At 38.6% G+C, this 22,012-nt stretch carries 20 protein-coding genes; 15 read left to right on the forward strand and 5 right to left on the reverse strand.

Going from position 1 to position 22,012, the window contains the following annotated elements:
- The first annotated feature begins 19 nt into the window (after window positions 1-19).
- From sbnC to CD118_RS08270, 13 genes are all read left to right on the forward strand, one after another.
- Window positions 20-1,771: a staphyloferrin B biosynthesis protein SbnC gene (sbnC, locus tag CD118_RS08210; RefSeq protein ID WP_240621923.1), complete on the forward strand. Its 1,752-nt coding sequence runs from the start codon at window positions 20-22 to the stop codon at window positions 1,769-1,771.
- Window positions 1,764-3,023, forward strand: coding sequence for an MFS transporter (locus tag CD118_RS08215; protein WP_103356557.1), 1,260 nt, complete (start codon window positions 1,764-1,766; stop codon window positions 3,021-3,023). The genes sbnC and CD118_RS08215 overlap by 8 nt, the downstream gene beginning before the upstream one ends.
- Complete coding sequence (locus CD118_RS08220) at window positions 3,010-4,716, forward strand: IucA/IucC family protein (RefSeq protein ID WP_060829183.1); 1,707 nt, start codon at window positions 3,010-3,012, stop codon at window positions 4,714-4,716. Before CD118_RS08215 ends, CD118_RS08220 begins: the two co-directional genes overlap by 14 nt.
- Window positions 4,709-6,451 (forward strand): staphyloferrin B biosynthesis protein SbnF, encoded by a 1,743-nt coding sequence (sbnF, locus tag CD118_RS08225; RefSeq protein ID WP_103356558.1) that lies wholly within the window; start codon window positions 4,709-4,711, stop codon window positions 6,449-6,451. The genes CD118_RS08220 and sbnF overlap by 8 nt, the downstream gene beginning before the upstream one ends.
- 1 nt (window position 6,452) lies before the next feature.
- Complete coding sequence (locus tag CD118_RS08230; RefSeq protein ID WP_060829184.1) at window positions 6,453-7,235, forward strand: HpcH/HpaI aldolase family protein; 783 nt, start codon at window positions 6,453-6,455, stop codon at window positions 7,233-7,235.
- Window positions 7,222-8,409 carry a type III PLP-dependent enzyme gene (locus CD118_RS08235; RefSeq protein WP_060829185.1) on the forward strand — a complete coding sequence of 396 codons (1,188 nt, stop codon included), beginning with the start codon at window positions 7,222-7,224 and terminating at the stop codon, window positions 8,407-8,409. The genes CD118_RS08230 and CD118_RS08235 overlap by 14 nt, the downstream gene beginning before the upstream one ends.
- Window positions 8,410-8,422: 13 nt before the next feature.
- On the forward strand, window positions 8,423-9,187 hold the full coding sequence (gene sbnI / locus CD118_RS08240; protein WP_060829186.1) for a bifunctional transcriptional regulator/O-phospho-L-serine synthase SbnI: 765 nt from the start codon (window positions 8,423-8,425) through the stop codon (window positions 9,185-9,187).
- A 255-nt stretch (window positions 9,188-9,442) separates the two neighbouring features.
- Window positions 9,443-10,300, forward strand: coding sequence for a membrane protein insertase YidC (gene yidC / locus CD118_RS08245; RefSeq protein WP_060830483.1), 858 nt, complete (start codon window positions 9,443-9,445; stop codon window positions 10,298-10,300).
- Window positions 10,301-10,595: 295 nt separating this feature from the next.
- Entirely contained in the window at window positions 10,596-11,477 is an 882-nt protein-coding gene (rbsU, locus tag CD118_RS08250; protein WP_060829187.1) for a ribose/proton symporter RbsU, read from the forward strand.
- An 18-nt stretch (window positions 11,478-11,495) separates the two neighbouring features.
- Complete coding sequence (gene rbsD, locus CD118_RS08255; RefSeq protein ID WP_060829188.1) at window positions 11,496-11,900, forward strand: D-ribose pyranase; 405 nt, start codon at window positions 11,496-11,498, stop codon at window positions 11,898-11,900.
- A gap of 241 nt (window positions 11,901-12,141) precedes the next feature.
- Window positions 12,142-13,146 (forward strand): ornithine carbamoyltransferase, encoded by a 1,005-nt coding sequence (gene argF / locus CD118_RS08260; protein WP_050329675.1) that lies wholly within the window; start codon window positions 12,142-12,144, stop codon window positions 13,144-13,146.
- Between the two features lie 15 nt (window positions 13,147-13,161).
- The gene (gene arcC / locus CD118_RS08265; protein WP_060829189.1) at window positions 13,162-14,094 is read left to right on the forward strand and encodes a carbamate kinase; all 933 of its coding nucleotides are present in this window, start codon (window positions 13,162-13,164) and stop codon (window positions 14,092-14,094) included.
- A 548-nt stretch (window positions 14,095-14,642) separates the two neighbouring features.
- Window positions 14,643-16,217 carry a YfcC family protein gene (locus tag CD118_RS08270; RefSeq protein WP_060830484.1) on the forward strand — a complete coding sequence of 525 codons (1,575 nt, stop codon included), beginning with the start codon at window positions 14,643-14,645 and terminating at the stop codon, window positions 16,215-16,217.
- 123 nt (window positions 16,218-16,340) lie between these two features.
- Here the strand turns inward: CD118_RS08270 and CD118_RS08275 are convergent, their stop codons facing one another.
- A complete protein-coding gene (locus tag CD118_RS08275) occupies window positions 16,341-17,075 on the reverse strand; it encodes an NAD-dependent protein deacylase (protein ID WP_060829190.1) in 735 nt (244 codons plus the stop codon).
- 213 nt (window positions 17,076-17,288) lie between these two features.
- On the opposite strand from CD118_RS08275, the gene CD118_RS08280 reads away from it, so the two are divergent.
- Window positions 17,289-18,161, forward strand: a complete 873-nt coding sequence (locus tag CD118_RS08280; protein WP_060829191.1) for an alpha/beta hydrolase — start codon at window positions 17,289-17,291, stop codon at window positions 18,159-18,161.
- Window positions 18,162-18,541: 380 nt separating this feature from the next.
- Here CD118_RS08280 and CD118_RS08285 read toward each other — a convergent pair whose 3' ends face one another.
- The 4 genes from CD118_RS08285 to CD118_RS08300 all read right to left on the reverse strand — a co-directional run bounded on the left by CD118_RS08285 (window position 18,542) and on the right by CD118_RS08300 (window position 21,299).
- On the reverse strand, window positions 18,542-19,084 hold the full coding sequence (locus CD118_RS08285) for a TetR/AcrR family transcriptional regulator (RefSeq protein ID WP_060829192.1): 543 nt from the start codon (window positions 19,082-19,084) through the stop codon (window positions 18,542-18,544).
- On the reverse strand, window positions 19,053-19,448 hold the full coding sequence (locus CD118_RS08290; RefSeq protein WP_050329680.1) for a DUF3147 family protein: 396 nt from the start codon (window positions 19,446-19,448) through the stop codon (window positions 19,053-19,055). The genes CD118_RS08285 and CD118_RS08290 overlap by 32 nt, the downstream gene beginning before the upstream one ends.
- Before the next feature lie 15 nt (window positions 19,449-19,463).
- Entirely contained in the window at window positions 19,464-19,826 is a 363-nt protein-coding gene (locus tag CD118_RS08295; RefSeq protein ID WP_060829193.1) for a DUF3147 family protein, read from the reverse strand.
- 294 nt (window positions 19,827-20,120) lie between these two features.
- Entirely contained in the window at window positions 20,121-21,299 is a 1,179-nt protein-coding gene (locus tag CD118_RS08300; RefSeq protein WP_060829194.1) for a PrsW family intramembrane metalloprotease, read from the reverse strand.
- A gap of 209 nt (window positions 21,300-21,508) precedes the next feature.
- On the opposite strand from CD118_RS08300, the gene CD118_RS08305 reads away from it, so the two are divergent.
- Complete coding sequence (locus tag CD118_RS08305) at window positions 21,509-21,994, forward strand: peptide-methionine (S)-S-oxide reductase (RefSeq protein ID WP_060829195.1); 486 nt, start codon at window positions 21,509-21,511, stop codon at window positions 21,992-21,994.
- Window positions 21,995-22,012: the final 18 nt, after the last annotated feature.

Here is a 22,012-nt window from a genome sequence, read left to right on the forward strand (position 1 = left end):
ACTCATGAATGTGCAAAAAATACGAAATGACGAAGCGCTTGCGCAACAAACGATTTTAAAAGATTTGGTAGATGCGCTTTTATTCGAAGATATCGGTGGATTAGCGTCTAAGAGTGAGGTTGTGATGCATGATCATCAATTGTTTTTACATTATGGCACAACGGAAAGGTACATAAGCATTCCTGTTTATATGAGTGGGTTAAATTTGTTTCGTTATGCGCCGAGTGCTGTCCTACTCTGTCAGCATGGTCAAGAAAAAACATTGCATGCTGTTGAATTATGGGAGCAAATCGTCGAAATGAATCCATCAGAAGCAGAAGCGTGGGAATGGCGACGTTTTAGACAAGGATTACAAGACGCCGTACAACAATTAACAGGACAACTGAAGGGCATGAACTTGTCTGACCATCCATTTATTAGAGCCGAGCAATTAGCGAGTTTTAAAGATCGCCCGTTTCATCCTATCGCGAAGGAAAAGCGTGGATTTCGCGTCAGTGACTATGAAAAGTATCAGTCAGAATTTCATCAACCGATCGCACTGAATACGGTAGCGGTTCATAAAGACTTCGTATTAAATGGTCAAAAAGCAGATGCCCAACGTTATCAGGATTATTTTGGTGCAACGTTAGACCCATGCAAAGCAGAACTTCAAGAGAGAGGTCTATTAGAGACAGCGTATATGATCTTTCCAGTTCATCCATGGCAGTATGAACATGTGCTTCCTGTTGAATTCGAAGCTGAAATAGAAGCACAACAAGTGGTGCGCTTAAAGCATACGTTTGGACGTTATTTATCCTCTTCTTCTATGAGAACGCTCATTAATCTGGAACAACCGTTTGAACATTTGAAAGTGCCACTATCCATTCAATCTTTAGGGGCACTTCGATTAACACCGACACGTTATATGAAGAATGGCGAAGTAGCTGAACAATTATTACACACGTTGATTCAACAAGATGAGCGACTCAAAGGTCATGTATGGCCATGTGATGAGACGGCATGGTGGTCCTATTTATCGGCAGACGGTGATATTTTCAAAGATCAGTTAGGACATTTGACGATGCAATTCAGACAATATCCTGAAGCGATTAAAAAAGATGTCGGGCAACAGTTGGTTTCAATGGCAGCTCTTGCATCACACGATGATTCACTGTACCGCATGATTTTAAGTCAGCCTCATGGGTCACTCACACAGGCACAAATCACGGATTTATTTGAAGCTATTACGTCGTCATTTTTAGAGATGACATGTTCATTTATGAAGTCGGGCGCCTTACCTGAACTTCATGGACAAAATGTACTGATTGCATTTAAAGATGGCAAAGTTTCAAGCTTCGTTTTACGTGATCACGATACGGTACGAATCTATCCGAAATGGTTAAAACAGCAGCACATTGAGGTGCCTCAGTATACCGTACGTAAAGATACACCGAACACGCTCATCAATGAAACGCTAGAAGATTTCTTTGCTTATTTCCAAACGTTAGCGGTAAGTGTTAATTTGTACGCCATTATTGATGCATTAGTCCAAGTCTTTGATATTGCAGAACATGACTTAATGACTATTTTACGCAATCAATTAACATATTGGGTTTCTACGATAGAATGGTTGCCTGAAGATAAAGAGAAAGTCGAAGCTATTTTACTCGAGCAACAGACATGGCCGTTTAAACGCATTATATTGCCGCTGTTATTGCAAAAAGAATCGGGTGGAGGGAGTATGCCTTCCAGTTTAGGTCGTGTGCCGAATCCTATGATGAAACATGAATAGTGAGAAAATTTGGAAAACCAACTTTAGAATGTTGTGGATGAGCCAGTTTATTTCCATAGCAGGGTTAACGGTATTAGTGCCTTTATTACCTATTTATATGGCGTCACTGCAAGATTTGAGTGTCGTAGAGATTCAGTTTTGGAGTGGTATTGCCATTGCTGCACCGGCCATTACAACAATGATTTCCTCTCCTTTATGGGGCAAGCTCGGTGACAAAATCAGTCGAAAATGGATGGTTTTACGTGCGCTTTTCGGTTTAGGTATGTGCTTATTATTAATGGGATTCTGTCAAACCCCTTTACAATTTGTCATTGTGAGATTGTTGCAAGGCATTTTTGGTGGTGTCGTTGATGCATCAAGTGCTTTCGCAAGTAGTGAAGCACCACCGGAGAAGCGGGGCGCCGTGTTAGGCAAATTGCAAAGCTCTGTCAGTGCAGGATCATTGATAGGGCCCCTCATCGGGGGTGTGCTTGCGACGCTTCTCGGATTCCAAGTGTTATTAATAGGTATCGCCATATTCACTTTTATTATTTGTGTGTTAGGTGTCTTCTTACTCAAAGAAACTGCACACATCGCTATAACGTCAGCGCAAAAGGTTCAGACGAGTGTACGCCGTTCCATTCAATGTTTATTGTCATCCAAAGTGACGTCTCGTTTCATCGTTGTAGGCATTTTAGCAAACTTTGCGATGTACGGCATGTTGACAGCATTAGCACCTTTAACATCAGAAGTGAATCAAACAGCTGTCGATCATCGCGCCGTCGTCGGTTTCTTGCAGTCTGCTTTTTGGACGGCTTCAATGATGAGTGCACCGTTATGGGGTTATTTTAATGATCGTTCCTATGTCAAAAGTGTTTATATCACTGCGAGTGTTTTATGCGGTTTGAGTGTTGTCTTACAAGGCATTTCACCAAACGTATGGATACTCGGAATCACGCGTATTTTGCAGGGCCTCACATATAGCGCACTCATTCAAAGTGTAATGTTTGTCGTCGTTAATGCGAGTGATCAACGTTTGAAAGGGACTTTTGTAGGTTCGACGAATAGTTTGCTCGTGTTAGGACAGGTGTTAGGTAGTTTAGGGGGCGCCGCGATTACAAGTTATACGCAACCAAGTATGACCTTTATTGTCATGGGCTGTGTTTTTATAATGAGCAGTTTAGTTTTATGCTCATCACATATTAAAAATCAGAAAGTCGATTTGACTTTAATGAAACTATGGGAGGCAAAGGAAAAACGTGCAAAAGCATAATACAAAAAACATCGCAACGCATGCTGCATTAGAAAGAATATTGAATGTCTATTTTCGAGAAAATGGGCAGTATCGGAAGTCTGCCCCTTCTTATCAATGGACAATTCAACTGAATGAGGCGCGTAAATTGATGGGCCAATTCAGTTACTGGTCACCGATGGGACATCATATGTATGACAATCACATCACCTTACACGAAGGTGATACAGTATCGCAACTGACACCAGTGGAAGGGATCCATCTTATTTTAGAAAAAATGGTGGATGAGACGGATGAAGACCAAAGTGAAATCAAACAGCGTTTGGAAGCAGTGCAAACTGATATTGATAATAGTATTGAACGGACAGCTTGCTATTTAGCCTTTCGTGAGTCTCAACATCATGAAACGCGTTACATTCAATCAGAACAGTCGCTCTATTTAGGTCATCCTTTTCATCCTACGCCTAAAAGTGCGACAGGATTTTCACAAGCAGACATTCAAGCATATGCGCCAGAGTGTCATGTGTCATTCCGATTATTTTATATTGCAGTCCACCAATCATTGCTACTTGAACGTTATGTAACAGGACATCAGTCAGGGGTGGATACGAAATTACATCAGTTGTCTAAAATTCCTAAATCAGACATCGGCAAAGACTTCAAATTACTTGCTGTGCACCCTTTCCAAATTGATATTTTGAAACAAAGTGGACTGTTCAAAGTATGGTGTGCAAAAGGGTTAGTCCGTGTTTATGGACCATGTGGTGATGAAGTTTATCCGACTTCCTCTGTGCGCACAGTTTTTGCGAAACATTTGAACTTTTATTTGAAGCTACCGATTCAAGTGAAAATTACTAATTTTGTAAGAACCAATGACTTCGAACAAATTGAACGTACATTAGATGCCGCAGAAATCATCGCAACAGTTAAACGCTCTTATGAAACTGCAGCCTTTAAGCTTATGTTTGAAGAAGGTTATCGCGCTTTTAAAGTAGATTCGCAAGCCGACAGTCATCTTTTAGAAAATAGCGCCATGATTGTAAGAGAAGGTATTGAAAGTTATCAAACCGAGCAAGATATTCATGTGCTTGCGAGTTTAGTAGAAACGTTACCAGATAATGCGACATCGTTATTAAGTCAGCGTATTAAACAGAGTGGATTTACGAGTGAAGTGTGGCTTGCTGATTACTTAAATATGACGTTACGACCAATGCTGAAACTGTTCTCAGAAACAGGGATTAGTTTAGAAGCGCATGTTCAAAATACACTGATTGCATTAAAACAGGGGAGTCCGCATACGTGTTATGTCAGAGACTTAGAAGGTATTTGTGTATCACGTGAACTTGCACAACAAGCGAATATTATTCCTAATATTGTTCACGAAGAGAGTCCAGTAGTCTTACCACATCAAGAAGCATGGCATCGCTTTAAATATTATATTATTGTCAATCAGCTTGGACATCTCATTTCAACGATAGGAAAAGGATACCGTAATGAATCACAACTTTGGTCTGTAGTACGCCAACAGTTAGTCCAGTGGCAAGCTAGTGGTAATGAAGTGATGCAAGCGTGTATTCAAGATTTATGTGACACACCATTTTTTGAAGCGAAAGCGAACTTAACAAGTAAATTGAAAGATTGTGGCGAAAATCCAATTTACATTGAAATACCGAATCCGATTTTTATGGAAAAGGAGGATCACCTCGTTGGATAGTATCGTACAAAAAGTAAGAACACGCATTATGAACCAACTGATAACGTCATTAATTTATGAAGATGTCGTACAGTATGACGTTGCATCGTTTAAAGACTACGATCGTTACACCCTTAAAGGAACGGATGTCAGCTATCAAGTTGATATTCAAGCTTCATTGAGTTTTGGGCGCTTAACGGTTGTTTCTCCTGTATGGTTGCGTCATGCAGAAGGTCAAGCGAAAACGCTAGATTATGTGACACTGTTAAGAACAGTTGAATTTACATTCGAAAAAGATGAAGCAAAATTAGAGCACTTTATCATTGAATTGCTACAAACAGAGCTTAAAGACATACAAGCTTGGCGCTATCGCATGAAACATCCAGTTGAAAAGCTCGTCACTTATGATGACTATGAAGCTTATGCGATGGATGGACACATGTATCATCCGAGCTACAAATCACGTTTAGGTTTTAGCTTAAAAGATAACGCGGCATATGGCCCAGATTTTCGACCTGCATTTCAACTGCATTGGGTGGCTGTAGATAAACATAATATAGAAGAAACTATTTCACAGTCGATAGAAGTGATCCAGCTGTTGCAAACACAACTGGGGTCTGACACTTATGCGCAATTTGTAGAGACGATTCAATCTCATGGCAAAGACGTTGACAATGTCGCCATCATACCTGTTCATCCATGGCAGTTTGAGCGTGTCATAGAAGTCGAATTTGCGGAGGCGAAATGGCAAGGCGAATTGTTGTACTTAGGAATGTCAGAAGAAAAGTACACGCCGCAACAATCTATTCGTACATTAACGCCACAACAACCGGAGCGTTACTACTTAAAAGTACCGATGAGTTTGACGAATACATCGACAAAACGTATCTTAGCACCACATACGATTGAAAATGCAGCACAGATTACGGATTGGATTAAAAAAATTCAAGCGCACGATGTTTATTTAGCAGAAACTTTAAAAACGGTCTTTTTAGGCGAAGTATTGGGTCAAGCCTATTTGAATAAACAGACAACAGAGACCAAGCAAGCGCACGTATACGGCGCGCTTGGGGTGATATGGAGAGAAAATATTCACAACTACCTTGAACCAAAAGAGTCTGCGATACCCTTTAACGCGCTTTATATTTTAGACGCACAACAGCAACCGCTCATCCAAACTTGGATTGCGCAATATGGCTTAGAAGCATGGTTAGAGCAATTTTTCAAAGTTGCGATTGAGCCGATGATTCACATGCTTTACTATCACGGCATCGCCTTTGAATCGCATGCGCAAAACATGATGCTTATTCATGAAGATGGATGGCCAACACGCATTGCATTAAAAGACTTTCATGATGGTATTCGCTTTAAACGTGCGTTACTTAGTGATATTGCACAAGATCCAAAGTTAAAAGAGATGCCAGAGTCGCATAAAAAGATTAATAGTAATTCATTTATTGAAACAGAAGATGAAGCATTAGTCAGAGACTTTTTGCATGATGCCTTTTTCTTTATCAATATCGCTGAAATCGTACGGTTTATCAATGCCCAATATCAGTTAGAGGAACGCAAACAATGGGAGATGATTGCACAAGTCATCAAAACGTATCAAAATCATTTTCCAAATCTTCAAAATTATGCGCATTTTGATTTGTTTGAACCGACCATTCAAGTTGAAAAATTGACGACACGGCGTTTGAGAGATGATTCGGAAATGCGTATTCATCACGTGAATAATCCGTTAGGAGGCGTATAAAGTGCAACGTTTATCAGTGAAGACAAGATTGGCCCAAACAGAGGCATTGTATGGCTTGTTTAATTCCATTCCTGACCCGTTAATGATTGAAATCATGGCGGCGAGTGGCTTTGACTTTGTCATTATTGATACGGAACATGTCGCGATTAATGATGAGACATTAGCGCATTTGATACGGACAGCTGAAGCGGCGCATATCATTCCAATTGTGCGAGTCACACAAGCGATTGAGCGTGACATTATTAAAGTATTAGATATGGGCGCAAGAGGTATCATTGTGCCTCATGTTAAAGATAAGCAAACTGCTGAACAAGTGGTGAAGTTGAGTCGTTATTACCCGCAAGGTATGAGAAGTTTGAATGGCGGGCGCATAGCACAATTCGGCGAGATTCCACTTGATGAAGCCATGAAGCAAGCGAATGCACATATTATGGTCATAGTCATGATTGAAGATATCGAAGGTGTAGAAGCGATTGAAGACATCGTACAAGTCGACGGTATCGATATGATTATCGAAGGCGCTGCTGATTTATCTCAATCTGTAGGATTGCCTTGGCAAACAACGCATCCAACAGTACGGAATCATATTACGCGTGTATTTGAAGCGACACAAGCCCACGATAAGCTATTTTGTGCATTGCCAAGAACGCAAGCACATATTAAAGAATGGCAACAAAAAGGCGTGAAAATGTTTGTTTTAGGTGACGACCGCGGTAAAATTTATCGTCATTTTAAACAGACTGTTGGAGAAATCAAAGAGGTGAACATAGATGGAGAAAATTAACGAGACGATTGCGACGATACAGCTGGATGCTCCGGTTTGTCATTATATTTATGATATGGATGCTTTAGCAGCACATGTCCAAGCTTGCGTGCAGTCTTTACCTGAAAATTGTGAGATGTACTATGCAATGAAAGCGAATAGTGAAGCACCGATTTTAAGTGCGATGTCTCAATATGTTGCTGGTTTTGAAGTGGCTTCTCAAGGTGAGATTGAAAAGGCACAAGCTCACGTAGCATCCAACCATATCATTTTTGGTGGCCCTGGAAAAACAGATGCCGAATTACGGTATGCTGTCCAATCTGGTGTGCGTCGTATTCATGTTGAGAGCCTCTATGAACTCCAACGACTTAATGCCATATTAGAAGAAGAAAATCGTCAACAGTCTATTCTATTAAGAGCCAACTTGTCTGGACCTTTCCCAGAAGCGACATTACATATGGCTGGGCGCCCGACACAGTTCGGTATTTCAGAAGAGGACATGGATACGGTTATCCAAAAAGCACTCGCTTTACCGCATATTCATTTAGAGGGCTTTCATTTTCATTCTATCTCGAATAATTTAGATGCCGAATTACACTTGCGTGTGATGGCACTCTATTTCCAAAAAGCGAAATCTTGGGCAGAGAAACATCAGTTTGAACTCCAACATCTCAACTTGGGTGGTGGCATTGGTGTCAACTATAAGGATTTAAACGCCCAATTCGATTGGCCTCATTTTGTCGCAGGATTTAAAGCGGTTATAGAAGCTTATGAGATGCAAGATGTCACATTGAATTTTGAATGTGGTCGCTATCTGGTCGCACATATCGGTTATTATGCGACAGAAGTTTTAGATATTAAGAAGGTCCATCAAGAATGGTTTGTCATTTTAAAAGGTGGCACACAGCAGTTTCGACTTCCCGTTTCATGGCAACATAACCATCCTTTTGAGGTCTATACCTCTCCATTGGAACGTTACGCTTTTGAAAAGGTGAATCTAATAAATGATGCTGCGACATTAGTCGGTCAACTGTGCACACCTAAAGATGTTTTTGCGAAACAAGTGGACATCGCAGAAATCGCGACTGGAGATGTCGTCGTTTTCCAATATGCCGGCGCATATGGTTGGTCCATCTCACATCATGATTTTCTGAGTCATCCACATCCTGAATTTATATATTTATCTCAACATTAAAGGGGGGATCATATTGAAAGACTTACATGAATCACTCAAATTAATAGATGTCGATCAAATTGACATTCATGAGACGTATGAACCTTCGCGCTTAGAGAAAACAAAAGAGAGTATTGAAACGGATCAGTTTATCCGTCATCCCATTTTAGTCGTTCCAATGAATCAAGGACGTTATATGGTGATTGATGGTGTTCATCGCTTTACAAGTTTGAAAGCATTAGGCTGTAAAGTGATTCCCGTTCAAGTGATTCACCAAGCTCAATATTCTATAGAAGCGTGGTGTCACAAAGTACCATGTGATCAACTCACGTCCATTCTAAGTGCGGAATCCGATTTGCCTTGGACAACCGAAATTCGTTATACGACACCATTTATTACTATGTGTTATGAAGATATCGAGCAATACTTATATCCTGAAGATTTGAGCACGAATAAAATGAATGTCTGGGAAAAGGTTGTAGAGAGTTATAGTTCGACATGCCAAGTAGAGCGTGTTTTACAGGATGCATGTACATGTATCACACCTCGGGAAATCTTGATGAAATATCAGCCGCTACAGTTTAGTGAAATTGAAGCCATTGTCCGTAAAGGTAAAACAGTCCCTGCAGGCGTCACACGTTTTAACATTGCGGGACGATGTTTGAATCTACAAGTCCCTTTGAAGTTACTTAAAGAAAAATACAGTGCGTCACAACTGAAAGCGTGGCAACAGTTTTTACATGATAAAGTCACACATATGCGTTGCTATAACGAAAAAGTTTATTTGATAGAGTCTTAATCTGTATAAGTAAAGTTGACGACAGTGAGCTGAAGGTCAAAATTTGAGTAAGCTGTAGGGCACTTTACGTATAGAAAATAATAAAATCTGCCTTTTTTAGTTCACTCAGCGTATATTTGACAAGCGAATGGATTATGATACTATCAAAAGATAGACACAATAAAGCAAAACTGTCAAATGAATCGTGCGGTATCTTTGACGCTAAGTGGATACAACAGATTATGTGTCGACAAATTAGGAAAGGCAGATTGAATGATGAAAATCAAATACATACTGTTATTAGGTTTAACTACAGTCTTATTAGCAGGTTGTGACTACTCAAAAAGTGAAAACAGAACGGGCTTTTTCTATAATACTTTTGCGCAACCGATGGATCATTTATTACATTGGTTAGGTAACCATCTCAACCATAACTATGGGCTTGCGATTATCATTATCGTCCTTGTGATTCGTTTTGTAATGTTGCCATTTATGTTAAGCCAAACTAAAAATGGTCAAATGATGCGTAGAGTAATGGAAATAGCAAAGCCTGAAATGAACGCTGTACAAGAAAAAGTGAAAAGAGCGCGGACACAAGAAGAAAAAATGGCAGCCAACCAAGAAATGATGGAAGTCTATAAGAAATATGAATTTAATCCGTTTAAAAGCATGTTAGGTTGCTTGCCAATTTTAATTCAAATGCCGATTTTATTTGGCTTATATGTTTCTTTAAAATGGCCATCACACGGCGGTATTACGGAACATCCGAACTTTTTGTGGTTTCATCTCACGCAGCCTGACATTTTAATTACTGTTATTGCCGGTGTTCTTTACTTTTTACAATCACTCGTGAGTTTAGAAAATATGCCAAAAGAACAACGACAAATGGGATATATGATGATGATTATCTCACCAATTTTTATCATTTATATTTCATTAACTTCTGCCTCAGCGTTAGGTTTATATTGGTCTGTGTCAGCCTTGTTTATGATTGTTCAAATGTTTTTGGCAAACCGATATTATGGTGCCTATGCCGAACAAGAAGTTAAAAGAATTAAAGCGAAATTGGATAAAACATCAGGTAACGGTAAAAAAGGTAAAAATACTCAGGTTGTTTCTAAAAAGAAAAAATAACAAATTGATGAAAGCAAAGCTTGGTAGCAGATTCAAATGTTGCTAAGCTTTTTTCAAATGGATTCGTGTGACGTGATGGGGATGTAAGTAGAAGACATCGTTTATATAAAAATGAGAATAAATGAAATTCTCATAAATCTGTGACAAGTTTGTTTCATTTTTTTAAATTTTAAAATAATCATTTTCAATTTTGACAAAAGAAAGTTTATGTATTTATATATAAGTGTTATATTTTAATACATAGACTTGTTAAAGAAAAAATAAATTGTTTAATAGAGATAGAGGAGTGTAATTAATGAACATGGTCGCATTATTGATTGGATTAGGACCACTCATAGGTTGGGGTCTTTTTCCTACCATCGCATCAAAATTTGGAGGTAAACCAGTCAATCAGATTATCGGTACTACAGTCGGAACGCTGATTTTCGCAGGTGCCTTTTTCATATTTACAGGTAGAGATTTTCCTACTGGGATGGATTTATTTTTTGCATTACTTTCAGGTGCCGGATGGTGTTTCGGTCAAATCATGACATTCAAAGCATTTGAATATGTGGGTTCATCACGTGCAATGCCTGTAACGACAGCTTTCCAATTGTTAGGTGCCTCACTTTGGGGTGTATTTGCATTAGGGAACTGGCCAGGTTTGACAAACAAATTGATTGGGTTTGCCGCTTTAGTTGTTATTTTAATCGGTGCCCGCATGACTGTTTGGAGTGAAGACTCTAAAGAAGCAAGAAATAATGACTTGAAAAAAGCTGTGGTTATCTTATTAATTGGTGAAATTGGATACTGGCTTTATTCAGCAGCACCGCAAGCGACAGATATTGGAGGTAAAGCCGCATTTTTACCGCAAGCAATGGGAATGGTGCTTGCTGCTGTCATTTATGGTTTGATGACAATGAAAAAAGATAATCCTTTCAACAAGAAGGTCACTTGGCTACAAATCATTTCAGGTTTCTTCTTCGCTTTTGCCGCGTTGACATATTTAATCTCTGCACAACCGGACATGAATGGTTTAGCAACAGGTTTCGTATTGTCTCAAACATCTGTGGTTTTAGCAACATTAACAGGTATTTATTTCTTAAATCAACGCAAAACTCAAAAAGAAATGTTGGTCACTATTATTGGTTTAGTATTAATTTTAGTAGCCGCAACGGTAACGGTGTTTATTAAATAATAGCCAGAGGTGAGGATAATGAAAAAATCAACTATGCTCAATAGCCATGTTTCTCAAGCCATCGCAACGATGGGGCACTTTGACTTATTAACAGTCAATGATGCAGGGATGCCGATTCCAAATGATGACAGAAGAATCGATTTAGCCGTAACAAAAGGATTGCCTTCTTTTATCGATGTATTGGCAGCTGTTTTAGATGAATTGAAGATTCAAAAAATCTATTTGGCGGAAGAAATTAAGACGCATAATGCTACACAATTGAAACAGATTAAAGCACTTATCGATCAAGATGTAGAAATTGCGTTTATTCCGCACTCGGAAATGAAAGCGTATTTGAGTCATCCGTTGAATAAAGGCAATATCCGTACAGGTGAGATTACCCCGTTTTCGAATATTATTTTGGAATCTAATGTCACATTTTAGTTAAAACTTTTTGAAGTCCTTTCAAGTCATTCGTTTTGAATGACCTTGGGGGGGCTTTTTTATGTTCACTTGGAGCGTCCAATTGTTGGCTGTTTTGGCATTGCGTCAATCTCCACAGCTTTAAGATATTAAAATACAAAATACTACAATAAGTAAAATAATAGTGTAAAATGTATTGACGAATTGGAAAGAAAGCGGTTACAATTAGTGTGAAATCAATCACAAAGGAGTTGTATGGATAATGCAAAATTTAAGAAATAGAAGCTTTCTCACTTTACTTGATTTTACAAAGGAAGAAGTTGAGTTTTTATTGAACCTTTCTGAAGATTTGAAAAGAGCGAAATACGCAGGTATTGAGCAACAAACATTGAAAGGGAAAAATATTGCATTAATTTTTGAAAAGGACTCAACTCGCACACGTTGTGCATTTGAAACAGCTGCCTATGACCAAGGGGCACGTGTCACATATCTTGGTCCTACAGGTAGTCAAATGGGCAAAAAAGAAACAGTCGCGGATACAGCACGCGTATTAGGTGGTATGTATGATGGCATTGAATACCGAGGATTTTCACAACGTACGGTTGAAACGTTAGCAGACAAATCAGGTGTTCCTGTTTGGAATGGACTTACAGATGAAGATCATCCAACACAAGTATTAGCCGACTTTTTAACGGCTAAAGAAGTTTTGAAAAAGCCTTATCATGACATGCATTTTACTTATGTAGGAGACGGACGCAACAATGTAGCCAATGCTTTAATGGCAGGTGCAGCGATTATGGGCATGCGTTTCCATTTAGTATGTCCGAAAGCATTAAATCCAACAGATGTATTATTAAATCGTTGTAAAGCACTCGCTAAAGAAAATGGTGGCGAAATTGTAGTGACAGATGATATCGATGAAGGCGTAAAAGGTTCAGATGTGATTTATACAGACGTTTGGGTGTCTATGGGTGAACCTGACGAAGTTTGGAAAGAGCGTATTGAACTATTACAACCTTACCAAGTTAACCAACAACTTATTGAAAAAACGCGCAATAAACATGTCATTTTTGAACATTGCTTGCCATCATTCCATAATACGGACACGAAAATTGGTAAAGAAATCTATGAAAAATACGGTCTCAAAGAAATGGAAGTCACAGACGAAGTATTTGAAAGCAAACATTCAGTTGTGTTCCAACAAGCCGAAAACCGTATGCATACGATCAAAGCAGTGATGGTTGCAACTTTAGGAAATATTGGATAAGGGAGGTCTAACGGTATGGCTAAAATCGTAGTCGCACTAGGGGGTAACGCTTTGGGAAACTCCCCAGCAGCACAATTGGAATTGGTCAAAAATACTGCGAAATCATTGGTTGCTTTGATTGAAAAAGGCAATGAAGTTGTGATTAGTCATGGCAATGGACCACAAGTAGGCAGTATTAATCTCGGATTGAATTATGCAGCAGAACATGAACAAGGGCCCCCTTTCCCATTTCCAGAATGTGGCGCTATGAGCCAAGCTTATATTGGTTATCAACTTCAACAAAGTCTTCAAAATGAACTACACCAACTGGGGATTCACAAACCTGTCGTTACGGGGGTGACACAGACATTGGTTAACAAAGATGATGTAGCATTCAGCCATCCAACAAAACCGATTGGCATGTTTTATGATAAAGCCCTTGCAGAGACCATTGCTAAAGAACGGCACTATACTTTTGTTGAAGATTCTGGGCGAGGCTATCGTCGCGTTGTGCCGTCACCTGAACCAATTGAAATTGTCGAACTACAAAGTATTGCTGCTTTAATTGATCAAGGCAATCTCGTCATTTCAAGTGGTGGCGGGGGCATCCCTGTCGTAAAAGATCAAGATGGCACACTTCACGGGGTGGATGCTGTCATTGATAAAGATAAATCAAGTGCCTTATTAGGAGCCGAGTTACAATCTGATCAGCTCATCATTTTAACGACAGTCGATTATATTTATTTGAACTATGGCAAAGCGAACCAAGAGGCATTGAAAAATGTGACTGTTTCTGAAATGGAATATCATATTAACGAAGGACATTTTGCGCAAGGAAGTATGCTTCCAAAAGTAGAAGCTTCGTTAGCTTTTATTAAAAATAACCCTAAAGGTGAAGTGATTGTTACGTCATTAGAACGATTAGATGACGCATTAAACGGGCAAGTAGGCACAGTCATAAAAAAATAAATTTGTGACCGTAAGATGCGCGATGGAATGCACAACCGCACAAGTCTGAACCGTTTGTACAATACCGTCATTGTCACAACGTGTTCAGGCTTTTTTAAGTGTCAAAACATAGGAGTTGTTTAAAAGCCTAACGTGAGGATAATCTAATTTATTGAAAAATGACATGTTAGGGTATAAGTAGATAGGACTTTAAATGTATGCAGTCAAATGATTCAAGCGCTATATGCAAAGGCGTAGAATAGGTGATCACACCGACACGTCTATCGTTCAAAGATGACTCGAATCAACGCATCGTCTACTTCCCATTTCTGAACGGCGCCATAATGTAAATATAAAGAAATGGTCTGTATATGCGTTTTGCTGTATCTATTTTTCATATTGAGATAGGCAAAAGCGTCGATTCATTACGGATTGTCTTATTTTATCATCTTCCTACAACATAGAATCTTCATCATTTTATAGTGTTTGAATTCTATTTTTATCGCCGCATTGCGGCATCTTGTCAAAAGGAGATGACCATCATGGAGGATACGAATCCACCTGTGAACATGAAAGACAAAAATCAACCACATGATCATGATGCAACGCCACATAAAAAGAAATTTAAACTCAAAATGCCAGGTGCATTTGTGATTTTATTTATCTTAACCGTTGTGGCTGTACTTGCGACGTGGATGATTCCAGCGGGGGCTTATTCAAAATTATCATATGAACCTTCTTCACAAGAACTCAAAATTGTAAACCCACATCAAGAAGTTAAGAAAGTGCCAGCAACGCAACAACAATTAGATCAAATGGGCGTAAAAATTAAAATCGAACAGTTTAAATCTGGTTCGATTAACAAACCTGTTTCCATTCCAAATACTTATGAACGCCTTAAACAAAAACCAGCAGGACCGAGTGAAATCACAAATGCAATGGTCGAAGGAACGATTGAAGCGGTCGATATTATGGTCTTTATCTTTGTGCTCGGTGGCTTAATAGGCGTTGTCAGTGCCAGTGGCTCTTTTGAATCCGGATTGCTGGCATTAACGAAAAAAACAAAAGGGCATGAATTTTTACTTATCTTCATGGTTTCTATTTTGATGGTACTTGGTGGTACACTCTGTGGTATTGAAGAAGAGGCGGTCGCTTTTTATCCAATACTGGTACCAATATTTATTGCGATGGGTTATGACTCTATCGTCAGTGTCGGAGCAATCTTTTTAGCCAGTTCGATAGGGACGACCTTTTCTACGATTAATCCATTCTCAGTCGTCATTGCTTCAAATGCAGCAGGGATTACCTTTACAGAGGGACTCTATTGGCGTGTTGCTGGCTGTATCGTCGGGGCTATTTTTGTTGTCGGTTATTTATATTGGTATGCTAAAAAAATCAAAAAAGATCCAAAAGCTTCTTATGCATACGAAGATCGAGAAGCGTTTAATGAACAATGGTCTGTTATGGGGAAAGACGAACACGCTGATCATTTTACTTGGCGTAAAAAAATCATCTTAATCTTATTTGTGATTCCGTTCCCATTAATGGTTTGGGGTGTCATGACACAAGGTTGGTGGTTCCCTGTTATGGCTTCTATGTTCCTTGCAGTGACGATTATTATTATGTTTATTGCGGGTACAGGTAAGCACGGATTAGGAGAAAAAGGAACCGTCGACGCCTTTGTGAACGGGGCATCAAGCTTAGTGGGTGTTTCACTCATTATCGGTCTCGCACGTGGGATAAACTTAGTCATGAATAAAGGACTCATTTCAGATACGATACTCCATTTCTCATCGACGCTCGTGCAACATGTGAATGGTCCATTATTTATTATCATTATGTTATTCATCTTCTTTTTCTTAGGATTTATTGTGCCGTCATCATCTGGCCTTGCTGTACTTTCAATGCCAATTTTTGCGCCACTTGCGGATACTGTCGGTATACCACGATTTGTAATGGTGACAGCGTATCAGTTTGGTCAGTATGCGATGCTGTTTTTAGCACCAACAGGACTGGTTATGGCAACACTACAAATGCTTGATATGAAATATTCACACTGGTTACGTTTTGTTTGGCCGGTTGTCTTATTCGTACTCGTATTTGGAGGCGCGATGTTAATCACACAAGTTCTCGTTTATTCATAAAAAATAAACCGGTGAAGGCCGAGATCGAGTGCCTTCATCGGTTTAATGATTTATTTTAGGCATACACGTTATCATCGCTTTAATCATCATAACGCAGCCATGTCTAAAATGGTTATTTGCCACTTAGTCCAACTGTTGTAGCGCTTCAATGACACCTACCATATCATCGTGAATGACTAAGTTAGCACGACTGTCATAAGGGGTAGAATCTCTGTTGATAATCACAAGGTTTTCTCCTTCAAATTCGGAAATTAAACCTGCTGCAGGTTGGACAACAAGTGATGACCCTAACACGACGAGTGTGTCCGCTGCTTTGATTTTAAAAATCGCATTTAATAAGGTAGACTGATCTAGTGCTTCGCCATAAAGCACGATATCAGGACGAATCGGACTACCATTACTGTTACTCCGATATAAATTTTGTGCGATGACCTCTTCTTTCGTATAAGTTTCATTGCCTTCTACAGTATAAAAACGATTTAACGTCCCATGCAGTTCATCTACATGGTGACTACCTGCATCTGTATGCAATCCATCGATATTTTGAGTGATCACACCGAGTGAACGTTTCTTTTTTTCTAATTGTGCAATCCACTGATGGACAGGATTAGGCGCTTTATCCGCAAATAATAAATATTGATGACAGAAATCCATAAATCCAATTGGATCACTGTGTAAATAATCCGCACTCAACAAATATTCAGGAGAATATCCTTTTTTAGAAATTTCATCATATAAACCTCCAATAGAGCGGAAATCAGGAATACCGCTTGCTACAGAGACACCAGCCCCAGTGAAAAAAACAATTTTATGAGACTGATTAATGATCGTTTTTAATTGCGCAATATTTTCATCCATACCTTTTCACTCCAATTCATTAAAGTCTTCCGTAGATTTGTTTTTAATACATTACGGTAATAATATATTCATTTTAACAAATATGTAATTTTTAAGCGAAAAGCGTAGAATAGGATGAAATTAAAAAGGGAATAAAAAGGTGTAAAGCCAATCTGAGGCTTTTTTGAGCCAGTTCCTTTATACTAATAAAAAAGAGAGAATAGAGGTCATGCAATGAAAAAGAAATGGATCTGGGGCACCGCTGTTTTAATCGTTGTCTTAATTGTTGGATTGTTTGTTGCAGTTTCTTTTAATCGCCATCAAGCTAATTCTAAAAATCACGACAACATGAAGCTTGTAAAAAGTCATACACCCACATTATTTTTACATGGCTATGGCGGTAGCGTGAATTCTGAAAAATTTATGGTTAAAGAGGCAAAAAATCAAGGCGTCACAGATGATGTGATTACAGCACAGGTCTCTACCAAAGGTGATGTCTTGTTAAAAGGGAAATGGTCAAAAGACGCAATAAACCCCATTGTACAAGTTGAATTTGCTGATAATAAAAATGAAAATCCTGAACAAAATGCAAAATGGTTTAAAAATGTGCTAGAAAAGCTACAAGGTGAATATCATATTAAAAAATTCAACTTTGTAGGTCATTCAATGGCGAATATGTCGTTTGCGCATTATATGTTGTTATATAGTGAGGACCAATCGTTACCGCAATTGAATAAACAAGTCAACATAGCTGGAACATTTAATGGCATCATTAATATCAACGAGAAGATTAATGAAATTAGTGTAGACAAAGATGGTAAACCAAGTCGAATGAATCCACCTTATCAAAAGTTACTTAAATTGAAATCGATTTATAAAGGCAAAGATATTGGTGTATTAAATATTTATGGTGACTTGGAAGACGGCACGCACTCTGACGGCAGTGTGTCTGTAAGCTCTGCAAAATCTTTAAAATACCTATTAGGCGATAGCCCGAAAACATACAAAGAGCTACAATTCAAAGGGAAAGAAGCAGAGCACAGTGAATTACATGAAAATAGTGATGTTGCCGATCAAATCATCCAATTTTTATGGGGTGAAGTGTAGTATGTCATTTGCTCTCAACGAATAATGAAATGAGATAGCGTTCTAAAAGAGGTATCATATAAAAATCATTGATGAACTTGCCTCCATGAACTCGCTTGCTTAGGGGCTAAAGTCTCAACTAAATTTGGCTTAATTGATACAGAAGCCTGCAGAAGCCAAATTTTGGTTTTTTCACTCATCCCCTCAAGCGTCTCGTTCATTGTGGCAATCATACGTAATATACTTTCAATTAATGATCGGTCACTTATTCTTAAACAATTAAAACATATAGTAGCTGAGACGTATCCCGTTCAAAAACAAGAAAAGCACTCCAAAATCTGTTCTAAAGATTTTTGGGATGCTTTTCTTTAAAAACTAAAACCGGATGTCCTAGCTCCGTTTTATATTAAATCATAGGCTTGCAATACTTTCGTAAGTATCGTTTCGATGTACGATTCGTTAAGTACATCTGGCTTAATTAGAATGTTAAAGTAAATGGGTGAGAAAATAAGGTCAATTAACATATCTTCATCTTCACTATGAATGTGTGGTTCAATGATTGATTTTAAGATGGCACGCTTTTTCAAAAAATATTCTTCCATAAAGCGCGCTTTCGCATCTGTATCGTGATGACTGACTAAAATTTCAATTACAGCAGTGCCAATAGGTGTCTTATATATGTTCATCATTGTCACGAGAAAGCGATACAAATCATCATATAAATTTAAATACGCTGGATGAAATGTTTCAGCACGTTCTAAAAATAAATCCATAATGATAAATGATTTGTCAGACCAACGACGGTAAATCGTTGCTTTGGAGACGCCTGTATTTTCTGCTATTTGATCGACTGTGATTTGGTTTAAATTATAGTCGACGAGTAACCGTTCAATTTCTGCATAAATTTTTTGATTAACCGTGGGATCTTTGGGTCTTCCGGCCATAATGACCTCCTCTGCTTCTATGTCCTATCCATTCTACAATTTCTAATATTATCATTGCACTGATAAACCACGCAACAAATCCTACTGCGATACTTATCAACCAGAGATGTGTCACTTTTAACATTTCCCAAGTTACAACAATATCAACCAGGACGCCCATCATACCAAAAATTGCACCCCGACTGACATGTACGGCAACAGTGTCGCCAAATTCCATTCCAGATAAATACATAGATACAAGAAAAACGGCTGGGAATGTAGCAAAAATGCCACCAAACTCTTTCCAAGGTAAGACTTGTGAAACGATATAACTTAATACGACTGTAAAGCCACCTACGATAAACTTAATTAATGCCGATTTCACTATTCTTCGCGCTCCTTAAATGAGATGTTGTAGACCGAACAATGCACAAGAGATGACGAGCCAACACAAAACTGAAAAAACAGTGCCTTTTTGAAAGCCATGCTTATGAATATAAAGGGCAGTGAGGCCAACAGTTACGATACAAGATAAAATACCTAAAATGGCTCCGGTACTTAGATGAATCGACATTTGCACTAGTGTTTCACCACGATGATCAATCGCTAGCGCAATGATTGCAGCTAAAAAGACGGCTGGCATTGTCGCAATGACACCACCAATTTTTCCACCTGCTTTTCCAGCAATAATGGAGGCTGAAGCAACAGCAAAGCCCCCAATTAAAAAGCGTAGTAGGACACTTGTTAAAGAAATCCCAAACATGAACGTGCGCCTCCTTAAGACGTCATTATTAAACGAAACGTTTCGTTTAATAATATCGTAACGCGCATTATTTTTAATGTAAAGGGTTTAAGAGAAGTGACACGGAATAGGCATATTTGATTTCGTAATCCATTCTTAGGGCTTGTTTCAAATTTAGAAAAAGCTTTTGTCAAAATGAAGCGGGCAAATAAAAAAAGACTGAAAACGTATACTTCAGTCTTTTTTACTTGCTATGAAAAGAGCTTATTATGAAAGTTAACGGTATCGCTCATTTTTATTGTTGTGTGACCCAAATTATTCTTGCGCTTGTGTCTGATGGGCTTCGTTCATTTTCATGGCTTCCATTTGAAGTTGGGTCACTTGGCTTAGACCGGCTTTCATTAAGATAAAAGTCAGTAACCAACCTAATGTAATGAGTAAGATTGACTTGAGGATACCGTCTTCCGCAATAGGCATGTCCCATACTGCATGCAAGGTCACAGCTGCGCCAAAGAAAAAGAGGAAGCGTTTATCTGCGAGATGTGCCCAATTGAATTTTTGACTCCCTTTCGTAATGACGACGGCAGCGCCAACAATAGCGGTCCAAACATTGTGTGAACCAATACCTGTCCAAGCGCGTAACCAAATCACTTGAGTCATGACGTCAAATCCTTCAGGAATGAATCTAAAAATGTAACCCGCTGATTCAAATACTTCAAATCCTGTTCCAACAGCAGCACCAATTAATAACCCATTTAAAATTTTGTATGTATTCATGCGTTGAATGAAATAAATCGTCACGATCGCTTTACCCATCTCTTCGACAATACCGATAAGAATGGCACTAAAAATAGTAATATCATCAGAAACTGGCACAAATTCGTATAACGTTAAAGTGCTGATAAGTGACAATACGCCACCAATGAAAAAGATTTTAAAGACAATGGCGATACTGATATTTTTAAATGCATTAGATTCAAAAAAGAAAATTAATACAGGAAGAGGCACAGTAAGTGCACCGATAAAAATTAAACCACCTATGCCGTTAGGATTTCCAAAAAAAGCGACCATTATCCATAACAATGCAAAAACAGTGGCAAGGCCAAGAAATATTCTTGAAAACAGGAAAGGTTTCGCCCATTCTTTTGATACTTCATCGAGTTGTGGTGTCGTATATTCAGTACCCGCAATGAAAACCTCGTCCATTTCTTGTTTTGTGTGGGGTTTGAATACTTCTGAAAACATATCGGCGAGGTTGATTTTTAAAACTTCATCATTTCCCGCAAGTTTACCGATAGAGCGCGTTGTGTTATTAAATAAATTTTTGAATTCTTGTGTTAAGCTAATATTATCAATCGTTTTTTGTTCAATGGTTTCTGTATCTTGATGGTGTTGTTCTTTGGTATGCGATTGAGGCGCATCAAGTGGTTGTTCACTTTGTTGACTTGCGTCTTTTTGTGCGTGAACCTCTTGATTTTCAGGATGATCTTTCAAAAGTATCGACTCCTTTCAAATAAATTTATTATATCACAAGCATTATATGTGAAATTTAAAAGAGAGTCTATTAATAGATTATTAAATATGACAGTATTCAAATAGAGATTTACTTTAATATAAAAATTTTAGAAATCATTAAAATCTAGGCACTCACGAGATGAGTGGCGTATGTTATAGAATATATAGTGAGGATGTAGAGGGGTACAATGGAAACGATATATTTAGCAGGAGGCTGTTTATGGGGCGTCCAAGCTTTTATTAAAACATTACCCGGCGTTGTGGCAACGGAAGCTGGGCGTGCAAATGGGACGACGCAAACACTTGATGGTCCGTACGATGGTTATGCTGAGTGTGTGAAAACGACCTTTAATCCTGATAAGGTCGATGTCACGCAGTTGATGACATATTTATTTGAAATCATAGACCCATATAGCATTAATCATCAAGGTGAAGATACGGGACCCAAATATCGGACGGGTGTATATAGTGAGGAAGAAAAACATTTAGAACGGGCACGTCAATTTATCGCTCGTCGTTCAGACCGTGCGCGTATAGCAGTAGAGGTAAAGTCATTGTCAAACTATATTGCCAGTGCTGAGATTCATCAAGATCATCTAGACAAGTATCCGCAAGATTATTGTCATATTCCATATGGATTAATGACGAAGTATCAAAATAAAGATTTGAAATAAGTGAAGGGATGGCTGTAA

Origin of the sequence: Staphylococcus coagulans, from assembly GCF_002901995.1 — a bacterium.
In the GTDB taxonomy this organism is placed as follows: Bacteria; Bacillota; Bacilli; order Staphylococcales; family Staphylococcaceae; genus Staphylococcus; species Staphylococcus coagulans.

Excerpts from the sequence above, each read along its gene's own strand:
- CD118_RS08215 (WP_103356557.1), top strand. The coding sequence starts at position 1,764 with ATGAATAGTGAGAAAATTTGGAAAACCAACTTTAGAATGTTGTGGATG.
- CD118_RS08235 (WP_060829185.1), top strand. The coding sequence starts at position 7,222 with ATGGAGAAAATTAACGAGACGATTGCGACGATACAGCTGGATGCTCCG.
- yidC (WP_060830483.1), top strand. The coding sequence starts at position 9,443 with ATGAAAATCAAATACATACTGTTATTAGGTTTAACTACAGTCTTATTA.
- rbsU (WP_060829187.1), top strand. The coding sequence starts at position 10,596 with ATGAACATGGTCGCATTATTGATTGGATTAGGACCACTCATAGGTTGG.
- rbsD (WP_060829188.1), top strand. The coding sequence starts at position 11,496 with ATGAAAAAATCAACTATGCTCAATAGCCATGTTTCTCAAGCCATCGCA.
- argF (WP_050329675.1), top strand. The coding sequence starts at position 12,142 with ATGCAAAATTTAAGAAATAGAAGCTTTCTCACTTTACTTGATTTTACA.
- arcC (WP_060829189.1), top strand. The coding sequence starts at position 13,162 with ATGGCTAAAATCGTAGTCGCACTAGGGGGTAACGCTTTGGGAAACTCC.
- CD118_RS08270 (WP_060830484.1), top strand. The coding sequence starts at position 14,643 with ATGAAAGACAAAAATCAACCACATGATCATGATGCAACGCCACATAAA.
- CD118_RS08275 (WP_060829190.1), bottom strand. The coding sequence starts at position 17,075 with ATGGATGAAAATATTGCGCAATTAAAAACGATCATTAATCAGTCTCAT.
- CD118_RS08280 (WP_060829191.1), top strand. The coding sequence starts at position 17,289 with ATGAAAAAGAAATGGATCTGGGGCACCGCTGTTTTAATCGTTGTCTTA.
- CD118_RS08285 (WP_060829192.1), bottom strand. The coding sequence starts at position 19,084 with ATGGCCGGAAGACCCAAAGATCCCACGGTTAATCAAAAAATTTATGCA.
- CD118_RS08295 (WP_060829193.1), bottom strand. The coding sequence starts at position 19,826 with ATGTTTGGGATTTCTTTAACAAGTGTCCTACTACGCTTTTTAATTGGG.
- CD118_RS08305 (WP_060829195.1), top strand. The coding sequence starts at position 21,509 with ATGGAAACGATATATTTAGCAGGAGGCTGTTTATGGGGCGTCCAAGCT.